This window comes from Paracoccus albus (assembly GCF_027913035.1).
Lineage (GTDB): Bacteria > Pseudomonadota > Alphaproteobacteria > Rhodobacterales > Rhodobacteraceae > Paracoccus > Paracoccus albus.
The window spans coordinates 848,461-873,170 of sequence record NZ_CP115775.1 but is presented as its reverse complement, the minus strand read 5'-3'; the positions used below and the strand labels follow the sequence as shown (position 1 = coordinate 873,170).

Genomic DNA, 24,710 nt, shown 5'->3' with positions numbered 1-24,710 from the left:
GATATGACCCTTATCGTTTATGGCCATCCGTTTTCTTCCTATACGCAGAAGGTACTGATCGCATTGTATGAGAACGATATTTCGTTCGAGTTCCGGATGATTGCACCGGATCAGCCGGAAAATACCGCCGAATGGGCTGATCGCTGGCCAATCCGCAAATTTCCTCTGCTTGTCGATGGGAACACAACGGTCGCGGAGACGAGCATCATTATCGAATATCTCGATATGAATCATCCCGGTCAGGTGAGGTTTATCCCCGATGATCCCGATTTGGCGCTGCAGGTGCGATTCATGGACCGCTTCTTCGATCAGCATGTCATGAATGCCATGCAATGGGCCGTAGATGGCGCGCTTGGGCTGAATGGTGTTCAAAAGGAGCCGGGTCTTGAGGTCGCGATTGATAAATTGAACCGTGCCTATGCCTGGCTGGAGCAAAAGCTGGACGGGCTTAAATGGGCGCTCGGTGATAGTTTCACGATGGCCGATTGCGCAGCTGGGCCGTCGCTGTTCTATGCCGACTGGACGCATGAGATACCGCAGGATTGCCGCAATCTGCGCGCCTATCGCGACCGCCTTCTTGCCCGGCCATCCTTCGCACGGGCGATTGATGAGGCGCGACCCTTCCGCAGCTATTTTCCGCTGGGCGCACCCGACCGGGATTAGTGCCTAGATGCCGGCCTCTTCCAGCAGACCATCCAGCACGCTGGCCAGTTTTTCCGCCCATTCGGCCTGCCCCGCTTCGTCACGGATCAGATCGTTGCGAACCTCTATCAGAACATTCGGGCGCCCCTGCTTCAGCGCGTGCCGGTCAACCGAATCTCCGTCCAGATGACCTGAATACGGCTGATTGTCGCCCGTCACCCAGCCATTCCGGCGACAACGCTCTATCAGAAGTGGTGCAAGACGCTCGTCATGATGCGAATAAAGAACACCCACCACCCACGGACGGGACGCACGACCGCGCAACTGCGGCGTAAAGCTGTGTATGGCGCAGATTGCCCGGTCACTTCGCATGGCCGCCAGCCGTTCCAGAGCGTCGTGATAAGGGCGATGCAGCTTATCCAGTCGCTGCTCACGCTCTGCCGCGTCTGCGGCGCGATTGGCAGGGATAACGGTGCCGTCATACAGGCGCATCAGCAGCGTCGGATCATCCTCTCCGCGGTTGGGGTCGATCACGAGACGCGAGAAATCCGAACCCACGACCGGTGCCCCGATCAGCGCACCCAGCTTTCTGGATACATTGGCGGCCCCGACATCATAGGCAATATGGCGCTGCATATCATCCGTAGCGATTCCCAGATCGCCACCGCCAACCCAGTCGGGAACGCGATTGGTCGCATGGTCGCAGGTGATCAGCCAGCGGCTGCCGCGATCCTCGCCCTCGGTCCAGAAGGCCTCGTGTCGGATAGGACTGTCATCATTCATACGCGCCCCATACGTCAAATCTTCATGCTCTGCCAGTTGTCGACGCCGCCGCTTTCGGCCATGATAGCGGAAACATTCGCAGATCGCGCCAGAGGGAGACCCACATGAGACGCCACCGTAACATCAAGATCGTGGCAACGCTGGGACCGGCGTCATCCGATTACGACACCATCCGCGCCCTGTTCGAAGCCGGAGCCGATGTTTTCCGCCTGAATATGAGCCACGGCACCCATGACGATCATCGCGCACGCTATGACGTCATCAGAAAGATAGAGGCCGATACGGGCCGGCCGATCGCGATTCTTGCCGACCTTCAGGGACCAAAACTGCGTGTCGGGACCTTCAAGGACGAATCGGCAGAACTGACCGACGGGCAGGCCTTCCGCTTCGATCTGGATGAGACACCCGGCGATTCGACTCGTGCGCAGCTTCCCCATCCCGAGATTTTTGCGGCCCTGGAAGTTGGCTCGGGCCTGCTGGTGAATGACGGCAAGATCCGCCTGCGCGTCGAAGAATGCGGCCCGGATTTTGCGAATTGCACTGTGACAGTCGGCGGGACGATTTCTAACCGCAAGGGCGTGAACGTCCCCGATGTCGTCTTGCCGCTGGCTGCGTTGTCCGAAAAGGATCGCGACGACCTGGAATTCGCCTGTCAGCTGGGTGTCGACTGGCTGGCGCTGTCTTTTGTGCAACGTCCCGAGGATATGCTGGAGGCGCGCGAACTTGCAAAGGACCGCGCCGCAGTTCTGGCCAAGATCGAGAAACCCGCGGCGGTTCGCGCGTTTCAGCAAATCCTTGCCGTGTCTGACGGGATCATGGTGGCACGCGGCGACCTTGGCGTCGAATTGCCGGTCGAATCCGTGCCGCCGATCCAGAAACGTCTGGTTCGTGGCTGCCGGGCTGCGGCAAAGCCCGTGATCGTGGCGACACAAATGCTCGAATCGATGATCGAAAGCCCGATGCCGACGCGGGCCGAGGTATCGGACGTTGCAAATGCCATCTATGAAGGTGCCGATGCGGTCATGCTGTCGGCGGAATCAGCGGCCGGGCAGTACCCGATTGAGGCGGTTACGACGATGGATCACGTCGCCCGTTCCGTCGAAAGCGACCCCACCTATCGCGAGGTGATCGAGGCATCGCGCAAGGCAGATCGCACGACCGTAGCAGACGGGATCGTCGCTGCCGCGCGTGAAATCGCCGAGACGACCGACATTCAGGCCATCTGCGCACATACGCAATCTGGTACAACGGTCAGCCTTGTCGCGCGGGAACGGCCTCGTACACCGATCATTGCGATGTCGCCGATCCCGCGTGTCCTGCGCCGCCTGTGCCTGACTTGGGGCACCCATTGCGTCGCGACTCAGCCTCTGGAACGTTTCCGTCAGGCCGTGATCGTCGCGGCAAAGGCGGCGCGTGAATTCCGCTTTGCGGCTGAAAATCAGCAGATCGTGGTGACGGCGGGTGTGCCCTTCAATACGGCAGGCACGACGAACATTCTACGCGTTGCACCCTGCGATGAAAGCTTGATTTTCCGGTCCGAGACGGAATAAGCCGTTCCGCAACACCAACGCGGGACAGTTAAATGACTGATATTTTTCTTCTTCTCGGCAGCGGCCTTTGCTTGTTGTCCGTTCTCGCCGCTGTCGTCGACCTTCTGCGGACGCAGGCGCCCCGCACCGCTGCGATACTTTTGGTCGCGGGGCTTGTCGTGCTGGGATTCGCTGCATGGCGCGAACCGGGAAGCGTTGGCGCGGCCCAGCTTGGTGCGGCGTGGGATCGGCTTTTCAACTGAATCGGCTTGCATTTACCCTCATCCCTTCGTATAGGGGCGCCTTCAATCCCGCGCGGCCGGCCGATATGGCATTGCCGAGTCGTGCGTAAACCTCTGACAAGGAGAGTAAAATGCCGAAGATGAAGACCAAAGCAGCCGCCAAAAAGCGGTTCTCGATGACTGCCTCGGGCAAGGTGAAGTCGGCTCAGGCCGGCAAGCGCCACGGGATGATCAAGCGCACGACGAAATTCATTCGCGATGCGCGCGGCACCACCGTCCTGTGTGACGCGGATGCCAAGATCGTCAAGAAATACATGCCCTATAACCGCTGATCCGAGGACTGACACATGGCACGAGTTAAATCCGGCAAGGTTACCCACGCCCGCCACAAAAAGGTTCTGGAGCAGGCCAAGGGTTACTACGGCAACCGTTCGCGCAACTTCCGCACCGCCACGCAGGCAGTGGACAAGGCGAACCAATACGCCACCCGCGACCGCAAGAACCGCAAGCGCAACTTCCGCGCATTGTGGATTCAGCGCATCAACGCCGCTGTCCGCGCGATTGACGCCGATATGACCTATTCGCGCTTCATCAATGCCCTGACCAAAGCAGGTATTGAGGTTGACCGTAAGGTTCTGGCTGATCTGGCCGTTCACGAGCCCGAAGCATTCGGTGCGATCGTGGAAAAGGCGAAGGCAGCCGCCTGAACAACGCCAAACTTCTGATGAAAAGCCCGCGCTACGCCGCGGGCTTTTTTTCGTCTCAGCCCTGCGGTGCGAAGCGCACGATGCCGGGCACGTCTTTTCCGGCTTGCCCGTCGCGGGCAAAGCCCGCCCATAGCGCCCGCAGCGGTCTGCCCGCTTCGGTTAATTCATCCAAGCTCATATTCGCAGGCAGCAACGGTGTACCGACCCACTCCGGGCCCGGGAACAGTAGCGGCAGGTCCAGCAGGTGTGCCTTCCCGAACGCACCACCTTCCCATTCGATGACGAAGCGCTGCGCCTGCCCCCCTGCCGCGATGTGCCTCCACGCGAATTCGCGCCCCGGCGCACCATACAGGCGTGACGTCAACGAAGCCACCAGCAGGCGCCGGGCAGCGTCAGCCAAGCGTCCTACAAAGCTGTGCGAGGGCGGCACAAACAGCGCGGCCTCATCCTGAACATGCCCGATCATGATCGGAATCCGTTGTGCCGCTGCCACCTGCGTATCCCTCAATTCATGAACGGCGGGGAAGGGTTCTGCGCCGAACTCCGGGCCGAATGGCATCTGCCCCGCCAGACCGCGCAGGCGAACAGCCTTGCGAACCCTCTGCTGATGTTCCAGCAGCGTGGCAACGGACATGTCATGTGTCAGGTCGCCCGCAGCCTTCCGCATCGCGTTCTGCAACCTCTGCGCGGCGAGAGGCAATGCCAGCGGTGCGCTCTGGATAATGGCGCGGTGAAACAGACCCTGCGCATCGGGTGCCAGAAGCAACCGCGCCGCAAGATCACCGCCCGAGGACTGGCCGAGCAAGGTGACATTCCCGGGATCACCACCAAACCCGGCAATATTTTTGGCCAGCCAACGCAGCGCCGCAATGACATCCAACCCACCCAGATTGGCCGGACGCCCATCGCCGGACAGCCAGCCGAACAGGCCAAGCCGATAGCTGACAGAGACGAAAACGACATTCTGTTCGGCCACCAGAGCATCCGGATTGAATATGGCCATATCGGCGGCACCGGATTCGTAGCTGCCACCATGCAGCCAGACGATCACCGGCAGCTTGTCAGCGCCGACCGGCGCGGTAATCGACAGATCCAGACAATTTTCATCAAACTGCAGGCCCTGAAAGGCGTCTGGCAGCGCGGCGTCGAGGCGAGGAACCGGAAGCTGCGGGCAGGCACGGGCTTTCGTCTTGGCCACGATCCGTCGCGCGGGCAGTGCAACAGGACGTTGCCAACGCACGGCCGAAGCATAGGGGATTCCGGTCGCATGCAACAGACCCCCGTCGAGATTGGCAACGACGTGACCGGCCGGAACACGCAACTCTATACTGTCATCTGCCAACTTGGTTCGGACCTGCATGACCTGACCTCGGATTTCTGGCGTTTATCGAATCGTAATTCTTCTTCGATAGCGATGCCACATGCGCACAGATCACGGGGTTGTCATGGACGTCACGATACGGGACCAAACAGATCATATCCTGGTCCAACTGGCTGAAAGCCGACTGGACGCGGCAATTGCCGGGGAATTCAAGGACAAGGTACGTCCCCATGTCGCAGAGGCAGGGCCGGATCTTGTACTGGACCTTGCGACGGTAGAGTTTCTGGACAGTTCTGGCCTTGGCGCGGTGATTGCGCTGAAGAAGGCTCTGCCCGATGGCAAACGCATGTTCCTGCGCGGGCTGACACCAAATGTCGAACGGGTGTTCAAGCTGACGCGGATGGATCAGATTTTCGAATTCCAGACAAAAGACATGGGTGGGGCATCTTGATGGAGGGCAGAAAACATCTGGTCGTCGAAAGTGCCCAGACATCCAAGCAGAAGCGATTTGTGTTTACCCGCAGCTTTCGCGCAAGGCCGGACACCGTAAGGGAAACCCTGATCGCATTTGGCGAGCGCCTGCATCCGCATATTTCATCAGATCTGTTGGGGCGGTCCGAACTGGTGCTGGCAGAATTGCTGAACAACATCGCACAGCACGGAAGGGCTGACCGCAAGGAACCCAAACCGATGGTTCACCTAAGCGTTGTCGCACAAAGCGACGGGCTCGCCTGCTCGGTCAGCGACGATGGCGGCGTGCTACCCCGCGCCTGCCTGAGTTCACAGCCGCCAGAGCCGTGCCACCACCCTGAGGGCGGATTCGGCTGGTTCCTGATCGGCCACCTTACACAATCGCTGGCATATTTCCGCGAAGAGGACCGGAATTACGTCGCCTTCACTGTGCCCCATTCAGCGCCCGAGCCAAACTGAGCATATGCCCAAAGTGAGGCTGACGACTTTGCGGTTCCTTGCGAAACCTGATCGGGCAGACTATATCGCAGCCCTTGATTGGCACCGGGGGAAAGATGTCGCTGCAAACGCCCTTCTACCTGATGGATATTGCTTCACTGCGCCGCAATATGGAAACCGTTGCGAAACTGCGTGACGCCTCTGGCGCGAAGGCGCTGCTTGCTCTCAAATGTTTCGCCACCTGGTCGGTCTTTGACCAGATGCGCGATTATATGGACGGCACGACGTCTTCTTCACTGTACGAACTTCGTCTTGGCCGCGAGAAATTCGGCAAGGAAACGCATGCCTATTCCGTCGCGTGGGCGGATCATGAGATTGACGAGGCCATCGGATACGCCGACAAGATCATTTTCAACTCACTGACGCAACTTGACCGCTTCGCCGATAAGGCAGCCCATATAGAGCGCGGCCTTCGCCTCAACCCGCGGTTTTCAACCTCGGGGTTCGATCTGGCGGATCCGGCCCGCCCTTTTTCAAGACTCGGCGAATGGGACATGGAGCGTCTGGAGGCAGCGAAGGATCGTATCTCTGGCGTCATGATCCACTACAATTGTGAGAACAGCGATTTCGACCTGTTCTCCACGCAGCTTGACCGTATCGAGGCGGAGTTCGGCGCGTTTCTGAAGCAGCTCGATTGGGTCTCGCTTGGCGGCGGCATCCACTTTACCGGCGAAGGCTATCCGCTGGAACGACTGGCCGACCGGCTGAAAGCCTTCAGCAACACGCTCGGCGTTCAGGTCTACCTCGAGCCGGGTGAGGCAAGCATCACGGGCACCGCTTCGCTGGAGGTCAGCGTGCTGGATATCATCGACAACGGCAAAAAAATTGCTGTCGTCGATTCCAGCATCGAAGCGCATATGCTTGACCTGCTGATCTATCGCGAAACCGCGAAGCTGCCGATGGATGGCGGCCACCCCTACCAGATCGCGGGCAAAACCTGCCTTGCCGGTGACATATTTGGCGATGCACAATTTGACCGCCCGCTGATGATTGGCGACCGGATCAGTATCCGTGACGCCGCCGGTTACACGATGGTAAAGAAAAACTGGTTCAATGGCGTTAATATGCCAGCGATAGCAATTCGCGACGAAGACGGAAATATCCGTGTTGCCCGCGAATTCAACTATGACGACTATCGGGACAGCCTGTCCTGACACCGAAGGGGGAAACGTTGGCTAAAAACGTGCTCATCATCGGCGCCGGCGGCGTCGCTCAGGTCACCGCGCACAAAGTTGCGCAATGGGCGGACGAATTTGGTTCGCTTCATATCGCGTCGCGTACGAAATCCAAGGCCGACGGCATTATCGGCACGCTGCGCGACAAGGGCCACAAGATGGATTTCACCGCCCATCAGGTCGACGCGATGAATACAGAGGCCGTGGCTGATCTGATTCGCGAAATCGACGCGGGCATCTGCATCAATGTCGGCTCTGCCTTCATCAACATGACTGTGTTGCAGGCATGTATCGATACGAAATGCGCCTATATCGACACCGCCATCCATGAAGAGCCCGACAAGATCTGCGAAACGCCGCCCTGGTATGCGAACTATGAGTGGAAGCGCCGCGAAGCGGTTGAAAAGGCTGGCATGACCGCGATCCTGGGTGCCGGGTTCGATCCCGGCGTCGTGAACGCCTATGCCCGCCTTGCCGAGGATGAATATTTCGACGAGGTAAACTCGATTGATATCGTCGATATCAACGCTGGCAGCCACGGCCGCTATTTCGCGACCAATTTCGACCCGGAGATCAATTTCCGCGAATTCACCGGCACGGTCTATTCTTGGCAGGACGGCAAGTGGAACGAGAACAAGATGTTCGAGGTTGGCCGCGAATGGGACCTGCCCGTTGTCGGCAAGCAGACCGCCTATCTCTCGGGCCATGATGAGGTACACTCTCTGTCTGCCCGTTATCCTTCAGCCGATGTCCGGTTCTGGATGGGCTTCGGTGCGCATTACATCAACGTCTTTACCGTGCTGCAGTCGCTTGGCCTTCTGTCGGAACAGCCGGTGACCACCGCTGAAGGGCAAGAGGTCGTTCCGCTGAAGGTGGTGAAATCCGTGCTGCCCGATCCGGCCAGCCTTGCCCCGGATTATGAAGGCAAGACGTGCATCGGTGATCTGGTCAAGGGCTCTCGCGGCGGCGAACAGGGTGAAGTGTTCATCTACAATGTCGCCGATCACAAGCAGGCCTATGAGGAGGTTGGCAGTCAGGGCATCAGCTATACAGCCGGTGTGCCACCGGTTGCGGCGGCCATTCTGATCGCTCGCGATGTCTGGGACGTAAAGCGCATGGTCAATGTCGAAGACTTGTCTGCACGACCGTTCCTGGAACTGCTGGGCGAGATGGGGCTGCCAACGCGGGTCATAGATTCCAGCGGCGACCATCCGATCTGACATGTGGCAGGCGGCAAGCGCTGATAGAAACTAAACAGTTTTCCGCCACCTGTTCGGACCTTTTGCAGCACTCGTGGCGTTGTGTCGCAATGCGCAGCGAACAAAGGATGCCGGAATGCCGCGAGAGCCACGCTACACCACCAAGCACCGCTTTCCGCGAATAGAGCGTGATGAGGAAAAAGTAAGAAACGTGCCGGCGTGGCCCGTGATCGGTATTTTCCTGATCCTGCTGTTCTACTTCATCACGATGGCCGCCGCCTTCCTGATGCCGGTTACTCTGGCGGTTCTGCTGTTCTTTGTGTTCGTGCCGTTCCGTCGCCTGATGGATGGGATTGGTATTTCGTCGGGCATCTCTGCTGCGATTGTTACGGTTGGCATGGTCATGCTGGTCGGCGGGCTGGGTTATTTCGTCTCTGGTCCGATCAGCGATATTGCGGAAGATAGCCCGCGCATCGCCGAACGTCTGGAAGAGCGTTTTCAGACCCTGCGCGAGAACATCCGCCCGCTGGAGGAGGCCGCAGAGCGTATTGATGAGGTGACGAATAACGATGAGGCACAGGAGCAGGAGCAGGTAGAGTCCGAACCTGCGACCTCTTCCCTCGACGATCCCGGTGTCATTGGCGGCCCTGCCACGACGACAACGGAAGTCTCGGCTGAAACTGTTGCGCCCCCGGATGACATTGATCCGCAAGAAGTGACCGTCACAGTCGACACGCAAGAGACAACGACGCTTCAGGCGATCATGGAAACGGGTCCTTCGGTAATCGGCCAGATCGTTTTCACCCTGTTTTTGCTGTTTTTCCTTCTGGCTTCCGGTGACCTGCTTTACCTGAAAGTCGTGCAAAGCTTCGACACGCTGGGCGAAAAGCGCGCGGCCTATACTGCCTTACGCGAAATCGAATCTGCTCTTGGTTCCTACCTGGGAGCGATCACGCTGATCAATGCCGGTCTTGCCATCTGCATCGGCGTGACGATGTGGATATGGGGAATGCCGCAGCCGCTGCTCTGGGGTGTTGCCGCGTTCATCCTTAATTTCATTCCCTATCTTGGCGCCGTAACCGGCGTCGCGGCGTGCTTTCTGGTCGGGCTCGTCAGTTTCGACGACATCGGAACGCCACTGCTGGCGGCCGCAAGTTACATGGCGCTGACCGCCATCGAAGGGCAGCTTGTCACGCCCTACTTCGTCTCTCGTCGCCTGCAGTTGAACACTGTTGTCGTCTTTATCACCGTCGCCCTGTGGGCATGGCTCTGGTCGGTGCTTGGCATGGTCGTGGCGGTTCCGATGCTGGTTGTTCTGAAAGTCCTTGCCGATCACATTCCGGGGCTTGAAAAACTTGGCAACTTCCTGGCCGGAGATCCGCCACCGACGCTGGATGATGACGAGGAAGAGGACGACGACAAGTCAGCCACAGATGCTGACAACGTGACCGCGCCCACAGCAACAGCGTGATGTCCCGCCCGAATGGTGAATATTCAGCCTGATTTTCGCTTGGATATTCATCATTCGGGTAATCCTCTCCGTAGACAGTGTTGCCCGAAAAGAGTAATGCTGCCGCATTGAAAAAGAGGCGCCGAATGGAAGTTCGCACGGCAAAATTCATGATTGGTCAGGTCGTCCGGCACAGGCTGCACCCGTTCCGCGGTGTGGTCTATGATATCGACCCCGAATTTTCCAACACCGAAGAATGGTTTGAATCGATCCCCGAAGACCATCGGCCGGAACGTGATCAGCCGTTCTATCATCTCTATGCCGAGACAGAGGCGACCTATTACGTCGCCTATGTGTCGGAACAGAATTTGCTGCCCGACATGTCGGGCGAGCCGGTAGAGCATCCCGAGCTACATGACCAGTTCGGCGAATTCCGTGACGGCTATTACCCGATGCAGACTGCAATCAACTAGATAGCCTGTCAGCCCTTCATCCGATGAGCCGAAAGAAGCGCGCCCTGACTGCGGTCGATGAACTGGAAGTACAGGGTTTAGCAAAGCACGACGATCTGCCGCAGCTGCGCCGCGTGGCGGAAAGCTTTCGGGTGCGTATTACACCCGCGATGCAACAGCGAGTGGCGCCCATCGCCGCACAATTCGTGCCGGATGAGCGGGAACTGATCGTCCGCTCCGATGAACTGCACGACCCTATCGGGGATGAAGCACATAGTCCGGTGCCGGGGCTGACCCACCGCTATCCCGACCGTGCCATCATGCATGTCACACAGACATGCGATGTCTATTGCCGATTCTGCTTTCGGCGCGAAGTGGTCGGGGCGGCTGGCCCCCTTCCCCGGTCCGAACTGGATGCGGCACTGGCATATATCGAACGAACACCGGCCCTTCGTGAGATCATTCTGACCGGCGGAGATCCGATGACTCTGTCGGCCAGACGGATCGGCGAAATCCTCGACAGGGTAGAGCAGATCGAACATGTCGAGGTCATCCGCTTTCACAGCCGCGTCCCGGTCGTCTCGCCCGAACGGATTGCCGATCTGGCACCGGCACTGAAGCGCCAAAAGGCTATCTACGTTGTCATTCACACCAATCACGCCGATGAGCTGACGCCGGAAGCCCGCACCGCCATTCGGCTGCTTGCCGATTCAGGCGTCGCCCTGCTGTCGCAAACGGTGTTGCTACGCGGCGTCAATGATGATGTTGAAACACTTGCGCGCTTGTTCCGGTCGCTTACCGCGCTGCGGGTGACGCCATACTACCTTCACCATTGCGATCTTGCGCGTGGCACAAGCCATTTCCGCACCACAATTGACGAAGGGCTTGCCCTTGTCGCCGCGCTACGCGGACATTTGTCTGGCGTCGCAATGCCGCGATATGTTCTGGATCTGCCCGGCGGCTTCGGCAAGGTCCCGCTCGATTCCGAAGCGGTCACCAAACTGGGTGCGGGACGCTGGAAAATCCGTGACTGGCGCGGGCAGGTCCATAACTACCGCGACGTCGATCGCTGATACGCTGAACCACCACATTAGCCGAGCTTCTTCAGATAATTGTCGGCCCACCAGGCGACATCGCTTTCGACGACATTCTGCAGCAGGGCAGAATGCCGTCGGCGGCGCTCGTTCGAGGTCATATTGATCGCCCGTTTCATGGCATCTGCCATGTCCCAGGGATCATGCGGATTGACGATCAGTGCCTCATCCATCGTTTCTGCGGCACCGGCAAAGCGCGACAGGATCAGAACGCCGGGATTGGCGACATCCTGCGCCGCGACATATTCCTTGGCGACAAGGTTCATGCCATCGGCCAATGGCGTGACCAGCCCGACATTCGCCTGCCGGTAAAGGCCGGCAAGCTCATGACGGGGAATCGGGCGGTGGATAAACCGGATCGGGGTCCAGTTCACAGTCGCGAACTGACCATTGATCCGTCCGGCCAGATGCTCGGTCTCTTCGCGGATATCCTGATAGGCCTCGACGGATTCCCGCGTGGGCGGCGCGATCTGCAGGAGCATGACCTTTTCCGTCAGGTCGGGATTATTTTCCAGCAGAAGCTGAAAGGCGCGGAATCGCTGCGGAATGCCTTTCGAATAGTCCAGCCGATCGACCCCGATCATCATCTTCGAATTGGTCAGACTGCGCATCCGGTCCTCTTCACGCGCCTTGCGTGCGTCACCCATGAACCCAGCTGCATCTATACCAATCGGAAAAGCGCCCGCCCTCGTTTCACGCTGGCAAAGCCGGATCACGTCGTCGCCCGGCATTTCGATCTCTGCCAGTTGGGCGGCGCTTTCAGTGAAGTTTCGGACGTCCCGCTGCGCCTGAAACCCGATCAGGTCATATTGCGACAGCCACTCAAACATCTCTTTCGGGTTGGGCAATGCGGCGCAGGTCGCTGGATCGGGAAAGGGGATATGCAGAAAAAAGCCGATGCGGTTCGTGACCCCCAGCTTGCGCAGCGCCGCGGCGAGAGGGATCAACTGATAGTCCTGAATCCAAATGCGGTCGTCTTCCTTCAGATGCGGAACCATCATACGGGCAATTTTTTCGCTGACACGCCGGTACCCGTCCAGAAAGACCGGATCAATTTCGATCAGGTCGGCGCGACCATGAAAGGCGGGCCACAGGACAGAGTTAGAGTAGCCAAGATAGTAGCTGTCGAAATCTTCCTCGCTAAGATCGAAAGAGGCGCGTTGAAATCGCGCACCGTCGTGAAAGGTCAGCGTTTCAGCCGGGTCTTCACTTTGTTCACCAGAAAAACCGATCCACAGGCCACCGGAATTAGACAGCGCATCCTGAAGTGCGACGACCAGGCCGCCCGATGGATTATCACACAGGGGTAAACGGTTTGATACGGCAACTAAGCGGTGCATAACCCGACCATTTCATCCCCGAAACTGACTGTCCAGCCAGAGGGCCAACTGTTTCGGGCCGGACATCCGATATTGCGCAACGCTGTCCCCTTCGCCGATTTTGATAGCGACACCACCGCGCGCGATGGCTTCAGTCATTGCAGGCTCATCCGTCAGGTCGTCACCGGCGTAGACGGGAACACGCCCGGCGAATGGCGGATCGGCCATAAGACGCGACAGCGCCCCGTCCTTCCCGGAACCTTCCGGCAAAAGCTCGACAGCCATCTTTGCAGGCTGCAGTTTCGTGCCGGGAAAGCGAGCCTGCAGATCAGACATCGCCGATCTGACAAAGTCCTCCAAGCCCGGATCCGCACGATAGTGCATGACAACGCCATGCGGCTTTTCCTCAATCAGAAGGGCGTGTTGATCCTTGGCCAAATCATGGGCAGCGGCATGAATGGCTGCAACGTTCAGATCAATGCGAAATGCTGGCTGGATCTCGCCACCAAGTGCGATCTCGGCCCCGTGGCTGCCAGCCATCACAGCCTGTAAGTCAGGCAAGAACTTCTGAAGATCAGCCACATGACGACCAGAGATCAGTGCAACTGCCCCATTCAGCGCGCCGTGAAGCCGGGCAAGCATGGCTGGCAATCCGGCTGGCACCTCCACCGCATCCGGGCGTGCAGCAATCTCGACAAGCACGCCGTCGAAATCAAGAAAAAGCGCCGATTTTTCGTTCAGGTCCGGTGGAAGCATGGCGCCCCGCATTTGCTGAATAATAACCTAACACCGCCAGGTAAGAATGGTTCAGACGTTGGCAGGAACCCGAGCGCTCACCGAAGCGGGTTAAGGAAAGACAACGTGAAGGACACGGGCACCGGACAGACGCCAGGACTGCGAGCTGGTGTTCTGGCCACGTCATTCTTCCGGCCCCACACAGGGACATAGTGGCGCGAAACGTGCCGCGCTTGACCGCTATCGCGCCACCAAACAGGCTGATGCTCAGCCTGTATCGACCGCCTTATTCGGGCGCTTCAACCTTATCCTGCGTCTTCGTCGCGAAGTCCGAGGCGTCATGACGCTCATGCAATTGACCCGATGGCTCGCCCGAGGTGCGGTTGACCATCAGGCCGCGCTGAACGGCTGGGCGAGCGGCAATCTCGTCGTTCCAGCGGATCACATTCTTGTAGCTTTTCCCGTCAAGGAAAGTCCCTGCATCGCCATAGGCGCCACCGGTTGCGATGCGACCGTACCACGGGAAAATCGCCATATCGGCGATGGAATATTCATCGCCCGCCATGAACTTGTTTTCCGCCAAGTGGCGATCCAGCACGTCCAGCTGGCGCTTGGTTTCCATCGCATAGCGGTCGATCGCATACTTAATCTTGACTGGCGCGTAGTGATAGAAGTGCCCGAAGCCGCCACCGACAAAGGGGGCAGAGCCCATCTGCCAGAACAGCCAGTTGAGCGCCTCTGTCCGGGCAGCGGGGTCGCTGGGCAGGAATTCACCAAATTTCTCGGCCAGATAGAGCAGGATCGCGCCGGATTCGAAGACGCGCCGCGGCGGGTTGCTGGAATGGTCCATCAGCGCCGGGATCTTGGAGTTTGGATTGACCTCGACAAAACCGCTGCCAAACTGATCGCCGTCTCCGATTTTGATCAGCCAGGCATCATATTCTGCATCCTTGTGGCCCTTTGCCAGCAGCTCTTCCAGCATGATCGTGACCTTCTGACCGTTGGGCGTGGCCAGAGAGTAAAGCTGAAGCGGATGCTTTCCGACGGGACGTTCGGCGTCGTGGGTCGCACCGGCAACAGGGCGGTTTATGCTGGCAAACTCTCCGCCGTTGCCCTTTTCCCATTCCCAGACCTTCGGCGGCGTATAGTCTTCGCTCATGGTTTCACCCCTGTAGAAAAGCTGAAATAACTGTCGTCTCCGGGCACAAACTGTAGCCCCCGGACGTTCAATTCAAGTTCTGCCACCGGAAAAGGGCCGTGGGATCCGACGATCAGTCGCTTGGATCGTGTCGAACGGACGCTGACATTGCCAGTTCGGCATTCTAGAAAGAGGCATTCTTTTTGGATGCACGGCCCCAGAGGCGCGTCCGGATTTCTGTAGCAGTTTGAGCGAAGGCAGCGATTTATGCCGGCACGAAACGATCTTATCACCGCCCCGATTGCATCGACCTTGCTGGCATTCGCCCTGCCTACGCTGGCGTCATCGGTTCTGCAGTCGGCCAACGGCTCTCTGGCGACGATATGGGTCGGTCAGCTGATCGGGCCGGATGCGGTTGCTGCCACGACCAACGGCAATCTGGTGATGTTCTTGATGACCGCTTTCGTGTTCGGCTTTGGAATGGCGGGTACGATCCTTGTCGGCCAATCTTTCGGCCGCGGCGATCTGGACGCGGCGCGGCGCGTGGTCGGCACGGCGGTCGGGACCTTCGTTCCGGTTGCCCTGACATTGGCCGTGGTTGGATGGTTCCTTGCGCCGCATGTGCTGTCCCTGCTTGGCACCGACCCGTCGATTACGCCGCTGGCGCGAGCCTTTCTGAAGATCACCTTCCTGGCGCTTCCCGCGATCCTGATGATGACCATGCTGATGATGACGCTGAGGGGAAGCGGCGATGCCATTACGCCGCTGATCTTCATGGTGCTTGCGGTGATCCTTGATGTCGCGCTTAATCCCGTATTCATTCAGGGGCTTGGTCCCGCCCCCGAAATGGGTATCGGCGGATCAGCCTTTGCAATGGCGATTGCGAACTATACCGCGCTTGTTGCGATGCTGCTCTATATTTATGCCCGCGATTTGCCGCTGCGACTGCGTGGGGCAGAGCTTGCCTATCTGAGGCCAGACCTGTCGATACTGGCGCTGATGCTGCGCAAGGGCCTGCCGATGGGCATCCAGATGGTCGTGGTCTCCGGCTCTATGCTGGCAATGATGCGTTTGGTGAATCGGCAGGGCGTCGATACGACGGCGGCCTTTGGCGCGACCCAGCAGCTTTGGACCTATGTGCAGATGCCCGCAATGGCGCTCGGGGCTGCCGTCAGCGCGATGGCGGCGCAGAATATCGGCGCCGGCCGCTGGGACCGGGTGGGGCAGATCACACGGGTTGGTATTTTCTACAATATCGCGCTGACTGGAGGATTGGTCGTGCTTCTTGTACTGGCCGACAGGCAGGCGATGCAGATCTTTCTTGGCAGCGGTTCCACCGCAGTTGAGATTGCCGAACGTATTGCGCTGCTTGCGACATGGGGGTTCATTCCATTTGGCGTCACGATGGTGCTGTTTGCAACGATACGCGCCAATGGACAGGTCATCTGGCCGCTGATCATCTTGTTCGTGTCGATGTTTCCTGTCCGCCTTGGGTTTGCTTATGGTTTACAGGGCGCGCTTGGCGCAGATGCAATCTGGCTCAGCTTTCCGGCGGGGATGGTGGCGACGCTGGCCATGGCTGCGCTTCTCTACCGCTTCGGCAATTGGCGGCAAGCGAACGATATGCAGGTCGCACCCGAACGCCCGCCAGAGGCACAACCGAGCGCAGCGGCACTCTATACAGAGGCAGGGCCACCCGGCGCGCCAACCGGAGGGCGCTGCCTGCATCATGATGAGATTGAAGCTGCGCAGCTGTGACAGGAGGTCGGGGCCGCGCCGAACTGCCCCTTATTGCTCCAGAACATCCAGCACGCCGGGAACGACGCGAAGCCGCTGTCGTGCTGTCGGGCTGACAGGGGCGCGGTCGCTGATCTCCAGATCATAATATTCGTCGCCCTGATGGACCCGCAAAATCAGTTTGCCGCGGCGCCCGCGATCATCACCCATCGCGGAAAGAGTGTCCTGCAGCGCATTGAAATCCATCACATCGGAGGCTTGCAAAACAAGCTCTGCCGGACCGACATTGGCGATGGCCTGTTCAAGCGGGACCACAGAACGGGCCAGCATCTTGACCTCATCCCCCTGCGGCTCGACCTGCACCTGCATGACGACATTGCTGCCGGGTTCCAGATGGTCGCGGTTGGCTTCCAGCACGTCCGAGAACACCACGGCCTCGTAAAGCCCGGTCGGGTCGGATGCACCGATAAAGGCAAAGCGGTTGCCCTTGGCGGATTTCTTTTCCTGGCGGCTGGATACGGTACCCGCGATATAGGTCACAAGCGGGCCAGCGGCAGCAGCGGCGCGGATTTCGGCGAGCGTACTGACCTCAATTCGGCGCAGGGCGGGAAGATAGTCATCGACCGGGTGGCCGGACAGGTAAAACCCGATGGCCTGATGTTCCTGCCCCAGCTTTTCGGATGGCAGCCAGACCTGCGCCAGAACCGGGCGCGGCGGCGGCAAATCCTCGCCCCCGCCGAACAGGGATGACTGGTTCGACGCCGCCTGATCATGGCTGGCGCCGGAAAACGCGACCAGCCCGTCAAGGCTGGCCATGACGCGGGCGCGGTTGTCGTCCAGCAGATCGAAGGCCCCTGCCCGCGCCATCATCTCAAGCGCGCGTTTGCCCACGCGGCGCAAATCGACGCGGCGGGCGAAATCGACCAGATCGGCGAAGGGCTGATCCCCGCGTGCAGTCACAATGGCCTGCATCGCGTCTACACCCACGCCCTTCAACGCCCCGAGCGCATAGTGAATACGCCCCTCGCTGACGGTAAAAGTCGCACCCGAACGGTTGACGCAGGGCGGCACCACCTCGATCTCCATCCGGTCTATTTCGCGTTTATAGACGGAAAGCTTCTCGGTCAGGTGGATATCGCAGTTCATGACACCCGCCATGAACTCGACCGGGTGGTTCGCCTTCAGCCAGGCGGTCTGATAGCTGACAACGGCATAGGCCGCCGCGTGGGATTTGTTGAAGCCGTAATTCGCGAATTTCTCCAGCAGGTCAAAGACTTCTCCGGCCTTCTTCTCATCCACGCCGTTTTCAACGCTGCCCTTGATGAATTTCGGGCGCTCTTTCGCCATTTCCTCGGCGATTTTCTTGCCCATGGCCCGGCGCAGCAGGTCGGCGCCGCCAAGCGAGTATCCCGCCATGACCTGCGCGATCTGCATCACCTGTTCCTGATAAACGATGATGCCCTGCGTTTCCTCAAGAATATGGTCAATCGACGGGTGCAGCGGTTCAAGGTCACGCTGCCCGTTCTTGACCTCGCAATAGGTCGGGATGTTTTCCATCGGGCCGGGACGATACAGCGCCACGAGAGCCACGATATCTTCGATACAGGTCGGTTTCATGCGCCGCAGCGCATCCATCATGCCCGAGCTTTCAACCTGGAACACGGCGACAGTGCGGGCAGATGCGAAAAGGTCGTAACTGGCCTTGTCATCCAGCGGGATGGCGTTGATCTGGTTTTCCGCGCCCTCGGGCGGGTCGTAAAGCTTGCGGCCATCGGCGGCGATATGCAGGGGTCGCCCACCGCCATTGATCAGGTCCACCGCGTTCTGGATCACGGTTAGTGTCTTGAGGCCCAGAAAGTCGAACTTCACCAGCCCCGCCTGTTCGACCCATTTCATATTGAACTGCGTCGCGGGCATTTCGGATGCCGGATCGCGATAAAGCGGCACAAGCTGATCCAGCGGCCTGTCGCCGATCACCACCCCGGCGGCGTGGGTTGAGGCGTTCCTGTAGAGCCCTTCAACCTTGGCCGCATAATCCAGCAGGCGGGCCACGACCTCTTCCTTGTCGCGGATTTCGCGCAGGCGGGGTTCTTCAGCGATGGCCTTGGTGACGCTGACCGGCTTCACCCCTTCGACCGGGATCATCTTGGACAGGCGGTCCACCTGACCGAAGGGAAGTTGCAGCACACGGCCCACATCGCGCACCGCCGCCTTGGACAGAAGCGCACCGAAGGTTATAATCTGACCGACTTTCTCGTGCCCGTATTTTTCTTGCACATAGCGGATGACCTCTTCCCGGCGATCCATGCAGAAATCGATATCGAAGTCGGGCATGCTGACGCGTTCCGGGTTCAAGAAGCGTTCGAACAGCAGGCTGTAACGCAGCGGATCAAGGTCGGTGATGGTCAGCGCATAGGCCACCAGAGACCCCGCGCCCGAACCCCTGCCCGGCCCGACCGGAATGTCGTGATCCTTGGCCCATTTGATGAAATCGGCAACGATCAGGAAATAGCCGGGGAAGCCCATCTGTTCGATAATGCCAAGCTCAAAATCCAAGCGCTTGTGGTAATCCTCGACGCTGACGGCGTGGGGGATGACCTTCAGCCGTTCTTCCAGCCCTTCCTTGGCCTGACGGCGCAATTCCTCGACCTCGTCATCGGCAAAGCGTGGCAGGATGGGCTTGTGGCGGCTGACGGCAAAGGCGCAGCGGCGGGCGATTTCGACGGTGTTTTCGATCGCCTCGGGAAGATCGGCGAACAGCACCGCCATTTCCTCGGGCGACTTGAAATCATGGTTCGGGGTCAGTCGGCGGCGCGGCTGCGACTGATCCACATAGGCGCGTTCGGAAATACAGATCAGCGCGTCATGCGCCTCATACATCTCGGGCTTGGGAAAATAGACATCGTTGGTCGCGACAAGCGGCAGTTCCAGCAAATAGGCGAGGCGGATGAAACTGTCCTCGGTCGCGGCTTCCGCCGCCATCAGCCTGCCGGATTCGTCCTTGTGCCGTGTCAGCTCGACATAAAGCCGGTTGCCGAACGCGTCTTTCAGGCGGCGCAGCGCGGCCTCGGCCCCGGCGGCATCCCCTGCCCGCAAAATGGCGCCAACCGCGCCTTCGGCGCCGCCGGTCAGCAGGATCAGCCCACCGGCGCGCTCTGCAAGCTCTTCTTCGGTGATATGCAGCGGCTCGGCCCCCTGCCGCAGATACATGGCCGAGGACAGGGCCATCAAATTCAGCCAGCCCTGATGGTTCTGCGCAAGCGTCACAACCGCGCCATAATGATCACCGATGCGCAACGTCCACTGGCAGCCTACAATGGGCTGAACACCGGCATCCATCGCCTTCACGCTGAATTCCAGCCCAGCGAACATCGCATTGGTATCGGTCAGCGCCACAGCAGGCATACCCGCATCCCTGGCAAGCTCGATCAGCTTTTTGACGGGAACCGCCCCTTCGAGCAGCGAATGCTCGGAATGGGTGCGAAGGTGTATGAATCGTGGCTGTTTTTCCGGCATGACGCGAAGCTATGCGTGCATGACCGAAAGCGCAATTGCCGCGCGTCAAGTTATCTGTCTAAATCAGAGGCAAAAGAAGACAGGGAAGAAGATTGACTGCAGACGTCATTTTCCGCGCCGACGGTCTTAGCAAGACCTATCCCGGCGTTAAGGCCAATGATGCCATATCGTTCGATGTCAGATCGGGCGATATCCATGCACTTCTGGGCGAGAACGGTGCCGGGAAGTCGACTTTGGTCAAGACAATCTATGGCCTTGTTCGCCCGGATGAGGGGCAGATGTGGCTGGACGGCAAAGACTTTGCGCCCGCTGATCCTCACGCGGCACGCAGTGCCGGTGTTGGCATGGTGTTCCAGCATTTCAGCCTGTTCGACGCGATGACGGTGGCAGAGAATATTGCGCTCGGCCTAGACAACCCGCCACCAAGGCGAGAGCTTGCCAGCCGTATCGCCTCGATTTCCGAGGCATACGGGCTGCCGTTGTACCCCGCGCGTCGCATTGCCGATCTTTCGGCGGGCGAACGTCAGCGGGTGGAGATCATTCGGGCGCTTCTGGGCGATCCTCGTCTGCTGATCATGGACGAGCCGACAAGCGTCCTGACCCCACAGGAATCCGAAATTCTGTTTGCCACCCTGCGCAAGCTGGCGGCGAAAGGGACATCTATCCTCTATATCAGCCACAAACTTGAAGAGATCCGCGCCAATTGCGACAGGGCGACGATCCTGCGCGGTGGCCGGGTTATCGAAAATTGCGATCCGCGCGCCCTTACCGCACGCGAACTTGCCGCCATGATGGTCGGTGGAGAGATGCGGGAAATCGACCGTTCCGGTCGCAGCCCCGGTGATGTCCTTCTGTCGGTAAAGGACCTGAGCCTTGCCCCGCTTTCCGTCGACGGCACATCGCTGAAATCCGTCTCGCTTGATGTCCGGGCTGGTGAGGTTCTGGCCATTGGTGGCGTCGCAGGCAATGGGCAAGAGGAATTGCTGTCGGCCCTGTCCGGAGAGATCCTGTCGCCAGGTGGCACTGTTAACCTTGGTGGCGTGGACCTGTCTCGCGCGGGACCCGTGCAGCGACGCGAGGCTGGTCTGCTGGCCGCGCCAGAGGACCGCTTGGGTCATGCCGCCGTACCCGGCTTTTCACTGACGGATAATGCGCTTTTGACCGCATCCGTGCGTCAGGAACTCGCGCCCGGCGGAATGATCCGTCACCGCGCCGCGCGTGAATACACCCAGAAGGTCATCGCCGAATTCGACGTGCGCACCCCCGGCCCCGATACCGCTGCATCTGCCCTTTCTGGCGGCAACCTGCAGAAATTCGTCATCGGACGCGAGGTCTTGCAGAACCCGCGCGTTCTGGTGGTCAACCAGCCGACATGGGGCGTGGATGCGGGCGCTGCCGCTGCCATCCGGCAGGCGCTTTTGAACCTCGCCGCTGGCGGGGCGGGCGTTGTCGTCATCAGTCAGGATCTGGATGAATTGCTGGAACTGGGCGACCGGTTTTCTGCGCTGAATGAGGGGCGCCTGTCAGAGCCTCGACCGACAGACGGGCTGAGCCTTGATGAAATCGGCCTGATGCTTGGCGGCGCACATGGAACGGAGATCGCGCATGTGGCAACTTGAACCGCGCAGCGACTCTCCGCTGATCTGGCAATTTGCAACGCCTGTTCTGGCTGTTGTCGCGACCATGCTGACAGGTGCGCTTCTGTTCGGCCTCATGGGCTATGACCCGGTGGCAGCCATCCGCACGATCTTCTGGGATCCGCTTTTCGGGGCATCGGCAAGCTATTCGCGCCCGCAACTGCTGGTGAAGGCCGGCCCGCTGATCCTGATTGCCTGTGGCCTCGCCGTCGGATTTCGCGCCGGTATCTGGAATATCGGTGCCGAGGGGCAATATATCATGGGCGGAATAACCGGCGCTGCGGTGGCCCTTGCCGCATATCCCGCCGAGGGGTGGTGGATCCTGCCCGCTATGATCGTCGCAGGTGCGTTTGGCGGCTGGGTCTGGGGAATGATTCCGGCGATGTTGCGAAACTGGTTTGGGGCGTCCGAAATTCTCGTATCGTTGATGCTGGTATATGTGGCAGAAAAGGTCGCCGCATGGATGGCGTTCGGCCCGATGCGCAACCCGGAGGGGTTCGGGATGCCCGGCTCGCGAAATCTGGCGCAATACCCCTCTGCCTCGAACCCGGAGCTGATCTCGGGCACCGGCATCCATTGGGGCGTCGTCGCCGCAGCCCTTGCTGTCATTGGTGTCTGGATCCTGATGTCGCGCCATATCCGCGGTTTGCAGATCCGCGCCGCCGGACAGGCACCACGGGCAGCGCGGTTTGCGGGGGTGAGGCCCTCTGCCCTCGTGGCGTTCTGCCTTGGCCTGTCGGGCGCGCTTGCCGGTATGGCCGGGCTGTTCGAGGTCGCGGGCCCTGCGGGGCAGATCACTGACAGCTTCGGCTCTGGCTATGGGTTCACAGCGATCATCGTCGCATTCCTTGGCCGTTTGCATCCGGTCGGAATCGTGCTGGGCGGCTTGCTGATGGCGCTGACCTATATCGGCGGGGATATTGCGCAGATGATCCTTCAGCTGCCCTTTGCGACGGTGCAGGTTTTCCAGGGCATGATGCTGTTCTATTTGCTGGGCTTCGACCTGCTGACCCGTTACCGCATCCGGCGGAGGGTCGCAGCATGATCGACATAACGACACTGATCATGACGATCCTTTCCGCCTCGACCCCCCTGTTGTTCGCGGCACTGGGAGAGTTGATGGCCGAACGCGCCGGTGTCCTGAACCTTGGGGTTGAGGGGATGATGATCACAGGCGCACTCGCCGGGTTTGCAGCGGCCCATGCAACTGGCAACCCGTTGTTGGGCTTCGTCGCGGCTGCCCTTGCCGGTGCGGCGATTTCCATGATTTTCGGCGTGCTGACGCAGTTCCTGCTGACAAATCAGGTTGCAACCGGGCTTGCCCTGACGCTGTTCGGCCTTGGCCTGACCGCGCTGTTCGGAAAACCCTATGAGGGGGTCAAGGCCCCATCAATGGCAGCCGGTCCCCTGGGGCTGCACTGGATCATCTGGCTCGGCCTGCTGATGGTACCGCTGTCATGGTGGTTCCTGAATCGGACGCGGGGCGGGCTGATCCTGCGCGGCATCGGAGAGAATCACGACGCGGCCCATGCGCTTGGCCACAAGGTCCGGCTGGTGCGGCTGGCAGCAGTCGCCTTTGGCGGGGCAATGGCGGGCATCGGCGGGGCGTATATTTCGATCGCGACTGTCTTGCAATGGACCGAAGGGATGACTGCGGGTGCTGGCTGGATCGCGTTGGCTCTGGTGGTCTTTTCCGGCTGGCGCGCCTTCGGCGTCATGGCGGGGGCCTGGCTGTTCGGCGGCGTCACGGTGATGCAGTTGCGGCTGCAGGCAGCCGGGGTCAATCTGCCCGTGCAGTTGCTTGCCATGGCACCTTACCTTGCCACAATCATAGCGCTTGTGGTCATCTCGGCGCGCCGACGTGGAAGCGCTGCGCCCGGATCGCTTGGGCGAATATTCCATACAACAAACTGACCAACAGGAGAGACTTATGCTTCGCAGAACCCTTTTGACCACCGCAGCGGCGCTCGCTGCGCTGACCGCGCTTCCCGCCGCTGCTCAGGACGAACCGCTGAAGGTCGGCTTCATCTATGTCGGCCCTGTCGGCGATGGCGGCTGGACCTATCAGCACGATCAGGGCCGGCTTGCACTTGAAGAAGAATTCGGCGACCGGATCGAGACGACCTTCATCGAAAGCGTCCCCGAAGGCGCCGATGCGGAACGCGCGATCACCCAGCTTGCGCTTGCCGGGAATGAGATCATCTTCACCACCAGTTTCGGCTTCATGGACGCGACCATGGCCGTAGCCGAAAAGTTTCCCGACATCAAATTCGAACATGCCACCGGCTATAAGCGCGCCGATAATGTCGCAACCTATGACGCGCGCTTCTATGAAGGCCGCGCCGTGATGGGCACGATTGCCGGGCGGATGACCGAATCGAACAAGATCGGCTATATCGGATCTTTCCCGATCCCAGAGGTTATTCAGGGCATCAACTCTTCCTTCATCCATGCCCGCAAGGTGAACCCCGATGTAGAAATGCGCGTCGTCTGGGCCTATAGCTGGTTCGATCCCGCAAAAGAGGCCGACGCCGCCGCCGCCCTGATCGCGGAAGGCGTCGATGTGATCCTGCAGCACACCGATTCGACCGCGCCGCTGGCCAAGGCTCAGGAAGCCGGGGCCATCGGATTCGGTCAGGCCTCTGACATGTCGGCCTTTGCGCCCTCGCCCCGCGTTTCGTCGATCATCGACAACTGGGCACCATACTATATCGAGCGTGTGAATGCAGTGCTGGACGGGACCTGGACATCCGAAGCGACATGGGCCGGCATCGGCGACGGCGAGGTCGAGATCGGCGAGATCACCGAGGCCGTTCCGCCAGAGGTGAAGGAAGAAGCCCTCGCCCTGAAGGATCAAATTGCCTCGGGCGAATACCATCCGTTCACAGGCCCGCTGAACAAGGCTGATGGCAGTGAGTGGCTGGCCGAGGGTCAGACTGCCACGGATGAAGAGCTTTCGCAGATGAATTTCTATGTCGAAGGCATCACTGCCGAAATCCCGCAATAGGCTGGATCGCAAGCACAGGCCGGGGCTTTTCAGAGTCCCGGCTTTTCCTGTTAGCTAC

Annotated in this window: 23 protein-coding genes; 17 read left to right on the top strand and 6 right to left on the bottom strand. The window is 59.6% G+C overall.

Annotation, left to right across the window (positions count from 1 at the left end; genetic code table 11):
* Nucleotides 1–3: 3 nt before the first annotated feature.
* The gene (locus PAF20_RS04345; RefSeq protein WP_271072512.1) at nucleotides 4–663 is read left to right on the top strand and encodes a glutathione S-transferase family protein; all 660 of its coding nucleotides are present in this window, start codon (nucleotides 4–6) and stop codon (nucleotides 661–663) included.
* Nucleotides 664–666: 3 nt separating this feature from the next.
* Here PAF20_RS04345 and PAF20_RS04340 read toward each other — a convergent pair whose 3' ends face one another.
* The gene (locus PAF20_RS04340; protein ID WP_271072511.1) at nucleotides 667–1,425 is read right to left on the bottom strand and encodes an N-formylglutamate amidohydrolase; all 759 of its coding nucleotides are present in this window, start codon (nucleotides 1,423–1,425) and stop codon (nucleotides 667–669) included.
* A 104-nt stretch (nucleotides 1,426–1,529) separates the two neighbouring features.
* Between PAF20_RS04340 and pyk the strand changes: the two genes are divergently transcribed.
* From pyk to rplT, 4 genes are all read left to right on the top strand, one after another.
* A complete protein-coding gene (gene pyk, locus PAF20_RS04335) occupies nucleotides 1,530–2,975 on the top strand; it encodes a pyruvate kinase (RefSeq protein ID WP_271072510.1) in 1,446 nt (481 codons plus the stop codon).
* 32 nt (nucleotides 2,976–3,007) lie between these two features.
* Nucleotides 3,008–3,217, top strand: a complete 210-nt coding sequence (locus PAF20_RS04330) for a hypothetical protein (protein ID WP_271072509.1) — start codon at nucleotides 3,008–3,010, stop codon at nucleotides 3,215–3,217.
* Between the two features lie 110 nt (nucleotides 3,218–3,327).
* Nucleotides 3,328–3,528 (top strand): 50S ribosomal protein L35, encoded by a 201-nt coding sequence (gene rpmI, locus PAF20_RS04325; protein WP_090524280.1) that lies wholly within the window; start codon nucleotides 3,328–3,330, stop codon nucleotides 3,526–3,528.
* A gap of 15 nt (nucleotides 3,529–3,543) precedes the next feature.
* A complete protein-coding gene (gene rplT / locus PAF20_RS04320; RefSeq protein WP_271072508.1) occupies nucleotides 3,544–3,903 on the top strand; it encodes a 50S ribosomal protein L20 in 360 nt (119 codons plus the stop codon).
* A gap of 55 nt (nucleotides 3,904–3,958) precedes the next feature.
* Here the strand turns inward: rplT and PAF20_RS04315 are convergent, their stop codons facing one another.
* Nucleotides 3,959–5,263, bottom strand: a complete 1,305-nt coding sequence (locus PAF20_RS04315) for a carboxylesterase family protein (protein ID WP_271072507.1) — start codon at nucleotides 5,261–5,263, stop codon at nucleotides 3,959–3,961.
* A gap of 85 nt (nucleotides 5,264–5,348) precedes the next feature.
* Here PAF20_RS04315 and PAF20_RS04310 point away from each other — a divergent pair, with 85 nt between their 5' ends.
* The 7 genes from PAF20_RS04310 (at nucleotide 5,349) to PAF20_RS04280 (ending at nucleotide 11,542) form a co-directional block, all read left to right on the top strand.
* Nucleotides 5,349–5,675, top strand: coding sequence for an STAS domain-containing protein (locus tag PAF20_RS04310; RefSeq protein WP_271072506.1), 327 nt, complete (start codon nucleotides 5,349–5,351; stop codon nucleotides 5,673–5,675).
* Nucleotides 5,675–6,154, top strand: coding sequence for an ATP-binding protein (locus PAF20_RS04305; RefSeq protein ID WP_271072505.1), 480 nt, complete (start codon nucleotides 5,675–5,677; stop codon nucleotides 6,152–6,154). Before PAF20_RS04310 ends, PAF20_RS04305 begins: the two co-directional genes overlap by 1 nt.
* 95 nt (nucleotides 6,155–6,249) lie before the next feature.
* Nucleotides 6,250–7,347 carry a carboxynorspermidine decarboxylase gene (locus tag PAF20_RS04300; RefSeq protein ID WP_271072504.1) on the top strand — a complete coding sequence of 366 codons (1,098 nt, stop codon included), beginning with the start codon at nucleotides 6,250–6,252 and terminating at the stop codon, nucleotides 7,345–7,347.
* A gap of 17 nt (nucleotides 7,348–7,364) precedes the next feature.
* Nucleotides 7,365–8,588 carry a saccharopine dehydrogenase family protein gene (locus tag PAF20_RS04295; protein WP_271072503.1) on the top strand — a complete coding sequence of 408 codons (1,224 nt, stop codon included), beginning with the start codon at nucleotides 7,365–7,367 and terminating at the stop codon, nucleotides 8,586–8,588.
* A 115-nt stretch (nucleotides 8,589–8,703) separates the two neighbouring features.
* Nucleotides 8,704–10,038, top strand: a complete 1,335-nt coding sequence (locus PAF20_RS04290; protein ID WP_271072502.1) for an AI-2E family transporter — start codon at nucleotides 8,704–8,706, stop codon at nucleotides 10,036–10,038.
* Nucleotides 10,039–10,163: 125 nt separating this feature from the next.
* On the top strand, nucleotides 10,164–10,490 hold the full coding sequence (gene hspQ / locus PAF20_RS04285; protein ID WP_271072501.1) for a heat shock protein HspQ: 327 nt from the start codon (nucleotides 10,164–10,166) through the stop codon (nucleotides 10,488–10,490).
* A 23-nt stretch (nucleotides 10,491–10,513) separates the two neighbouring features.
* Nucleotides 10,514–11,542 carry a lysine-2,3-aminomutase-like protein gene (locus tag PAF20_RS04280; RefSeq protein WP_271072500.1) on the top strand — a complete coding sequence of 343 codons (1,029 nt, stop codon included), beginning with the start codon at nucleotides 10,514–10,516 and terminating at the stop codon, nucleotides 11,540–11,542.
* A gap of 17 nt (nucleotides 11,543–11,559) precedes the next feature.
* Here the strand turns inward: PAF20_RS04280 and PAF20_RS04275 are convergent, their stop codons facing one another.
* The 3 genes from PAF20_RS04275 to yghU all read right to left on the bottom strand — a co-directional run bounded on the left by PAF20_RS04275 (nucleotide 11,560) and on the right by yghU (nucleotide 14,776).
* A complete protein-coding gene (locus tag PAF20_RS04275; protein ID WP_271072499.1) occupies nucleotides 11,560–12,903 on the bottom strand; it encodes an alpha,alpha-trehalose-phosphate synthase (UDP-forming) in 1,344 nt (447 codons plus the stop codon).
* A 12-nt stretch (nucleotides 12,904–12,915) separates the two neighbouring features.
* Nucleotides 12,916–13,650: a trehalose-phosphatase gene (gene otsB / locus PAF20_RS04270; RefSeq protein WP_271072498.1), complete on the bottom strand. Its 735-nt coding sequence runs from the start codon at nucleotides 13,648–13,650 to the stop codon at nucleotides 12,916–12,918.
* Between the two features lie 253 nt (nucleotides 13,651–13,903).
* Entirely contained in the window at nucleotides 13,904–14,776 is an 873-nt protein-coding gene (gene yghU / locus PAF20_RS04265; RefSeq protein WP_271072497.1) for a glutathione-dependent disulfide-bond oxidoreductase, read from the bottom strand.
* 246 nt (nucleotides 14,777–15,022) lie between these two features.
* On the opposite strand from yghU, the gene PAF20_RS04260 reads away from it, so the two are divergent.
* The gene (locus PAF20_RS04260; protein WP_271072496.1) at nucleotides 15,023–16,513 is read left to right on the top strand and encodes an MATE family efflux transporter; all 1,491 of its coding nucleotides are present in this window, start codon (nucleotides 15,023–15,025) and stop codon (nucleotides 16,511–16,513) included.
* 30 nt (nucleotides 16,514–16,543) lie between these two features.
* Here PAF20_RS04260 and dnaE read toward each other — a convergent pair whose 3' ends face one another.
* Entirely contained in the window at nucleotides 16,544–20,008 is a 3,465-nt protein-coding gene (dnaE, locus tag PAF20_RS04255; RefSeq protein ID WP_271072495.1) for a DNA polymerase III subunit alpha, read from the bottom strand.
* Nucleotides 20,009–20,100: 92 nt separating this feature from the next.
* On the opposite strand from dnaE, the gene PAF20_RS04250 reads away from it, so the two are divergent.
* From PAF20_RS04250 to PAF20_RS04235, 4 genes are read left to right on the top strand one after another with little or no spacing between them, the layout of a single operon-like run.
* Complete coding sequence (locus PAF20_RS04250) at nucleotides 20,101–21,627, top strand: ABC transporter ATP-binding protein (protein ID WP_271072494.1); 1,527 nt, start codon at nucleotides 20,101–20,103, stop codon at nucleotides 21,625–21,627.
* Complete coding sequence (locus PAF20_RS04245; protein WP_271072493.1) at nucleotides 21,614–22,690, top strand: ABC transporter permease; 1,077 nt, start codon at nucleotides 21,614–21,616, stop codon at nucleotides 22,688–22,690. Before PAF20_RS04250 ends, PAF20_RS04245 begins: the two co-directional genes overlap by 14 nt.
* Complete coding sequence (locus PAF20_RS04240; RefSeq protein WP_271072492.1) at nucleotides 22,687–23,559, top strand: ABC transporter permease; 873 nt, start codon at nucleotides 22,687–22,689, stop codon at nucleotides 23,557–23,559. Before PAF20_RS04245 ends, PAF20_RS04240 begins: the two co-directional genes overlap by 4 nt.
* Nucleotides 23,560–23,575: 16 nt before the next feature.
* Nucleotides 23,576–24,652, top strand: coding sequence for a BMP family ABC transporter substrate-binding protein (locus PAF20_RS04235; protein WP_271072491.1), 1,077 nt, complete (start codon nucleotides 23,576–23,578; stop codon nucleotides 24,650–24,652).
* Nucleotides 24,653–24,710 lie beyond the last annotated feature (58 nt).

Bases quoted from the DNA above. Each gene is read 5' to 3' on its own strand.
- PAF20_RS04345 (WP_271072512.1), top strand. From the start codon at position 4: ATGACCCTTATCGTTTATGGCCATCCGTTTTCTTCCTATACGCAGAAG.
- PAF20_RS04340 (WP_271072511.1), bottom strand. From the start codon at position 1,425: ATGAATGATGACAGTCCTATCCGACACGAGGCCTTCTGGACCGAGGGC.
- pyk (WP_271072510.1), top strand. From the start codon at position 1,530: ATGAGACGCCACCGTAACATCAAGATCGTGGCAACGCTGGGACCGGCG.
- PAF20_RS04330 (WP_271072509.1), top strand. From the start codon at position 3,008: ATGACTGATATTTTTCTTCTTCTCGGCAGCGGCCTTTGCTTGTTGTCC.
- rpmI (WP_090524280.1), top strand. From the start codon at position 3,328: ATGCCGAAGATGAAGACCAAAGCAGCCGCCAAAAAGCGGTTCTCGATG.
- rplT (WP_271072508.1), top strand. From the start codon at position 3,544: ATGGCACGAGTTAAATCCGGCAAGGTTACCCACGCCCGCCACAAAAAG.
- PAF20_RS04315 (WP_271072507.1), bottom strand. From the start codon at position 5,263: ATGCAGGTCCGAACCAAGTTGGCAGATGACAGTATAGAGTTGCGTGTT.
- PAF20_RS04310 (WP_271072506.1), top strand. From the start codon at position 5,349: ATGGACGTCACGATACGGGACCAAACAGATCATATCCTGGTCCAACTG.
- PAF20_RS04305 (WP_271072505.1), top strand. From the start codon at position 5,675: ATGGAGGGCAGAAAACATCTGGTCGTCGAAAGTGCCCAGACATCCAAG.
- PAF20_RS04300 (WP_271072504.1), top strand. From the start codon at position 6,250: ATGTCGCTGCAAACGCCCTTCTACCTGATGGATATTGCTTCACTGCGC.
- PAF20_RS04290 (WP_271072502.1), top strand. From the start codon at position 8,704: ATGCCGCGAGAGCCACGCTACACCACCAAGCACCGCTTTCCGCGAATA.
- hspQ (WP_271072501.1), top strand. From the start codon at position 10,164: ATGGAAGTTCGCACGGCAAAATTCATGATTGGTCAGGTCGTCCGGCAC.
- PAF20_RS04280 (WP_271072500.1), top strand. From the start codon at position 10,514: ATGAGCCGAAAGAAGCGCGCCCTGACTGCGGTCGATGAACTGGAAGTA.
- PAF20_RS04275 (WP_271072499.1), bottom strand. From the start codon at position 12,903: ATGCACCGCTTAGTTGCCGTATCAAACCGTTTACCCCTGTGTGATAAT.
- otsB (WP_271072498.1), bottom strand. From the start codon at position 13,650: ATGCGGGGCGCCATGCTTCCACCGGACCTGAACGAAAAATCGGCGCTT.
- yghU (WP_271072497.1), bottom strand. From the start codon at position 14,776: ATGAGCGAAGACTATACGCCGCCGAAGGTCTGGGAATGGGAAAAGGGC.
- PAF20_RS04260 (WP_271072496.1), top strand. From the start codon at position 15,023: ATGCCGGCACGAAACGATCTTATCACCGCCCCGATTGCATCGACCTTG.
- dnaE (WP_271072495.1), bottom strand. From the start codon at position 20,008: ATGCCGGAAAAACAGCCACGATTCATACACCTTCGCACCCATTCCGAG.
- PAF20_RS04245 (WP_271072493.1), top strand. From the start codon at position 21,614: ATGTGGCAACTTGAACCGCGCAGCGACTCTCCGCTGATCTGGCAATTT.
- PAF20_RS04240 (WP_271072492.1), top strand. From the start codon at position 22,687: ATGATCGACATAACGACACTGATCATGACGATCCTTTCCGCCTCGACC.
- PAF20_RS04235 (WP_271072491.1), top strand. From the start codon at position 23,576: ATGCTTCGCAGAACCCTTTTGACCACCGCAGCGGCGCTCGCTGCGCTG.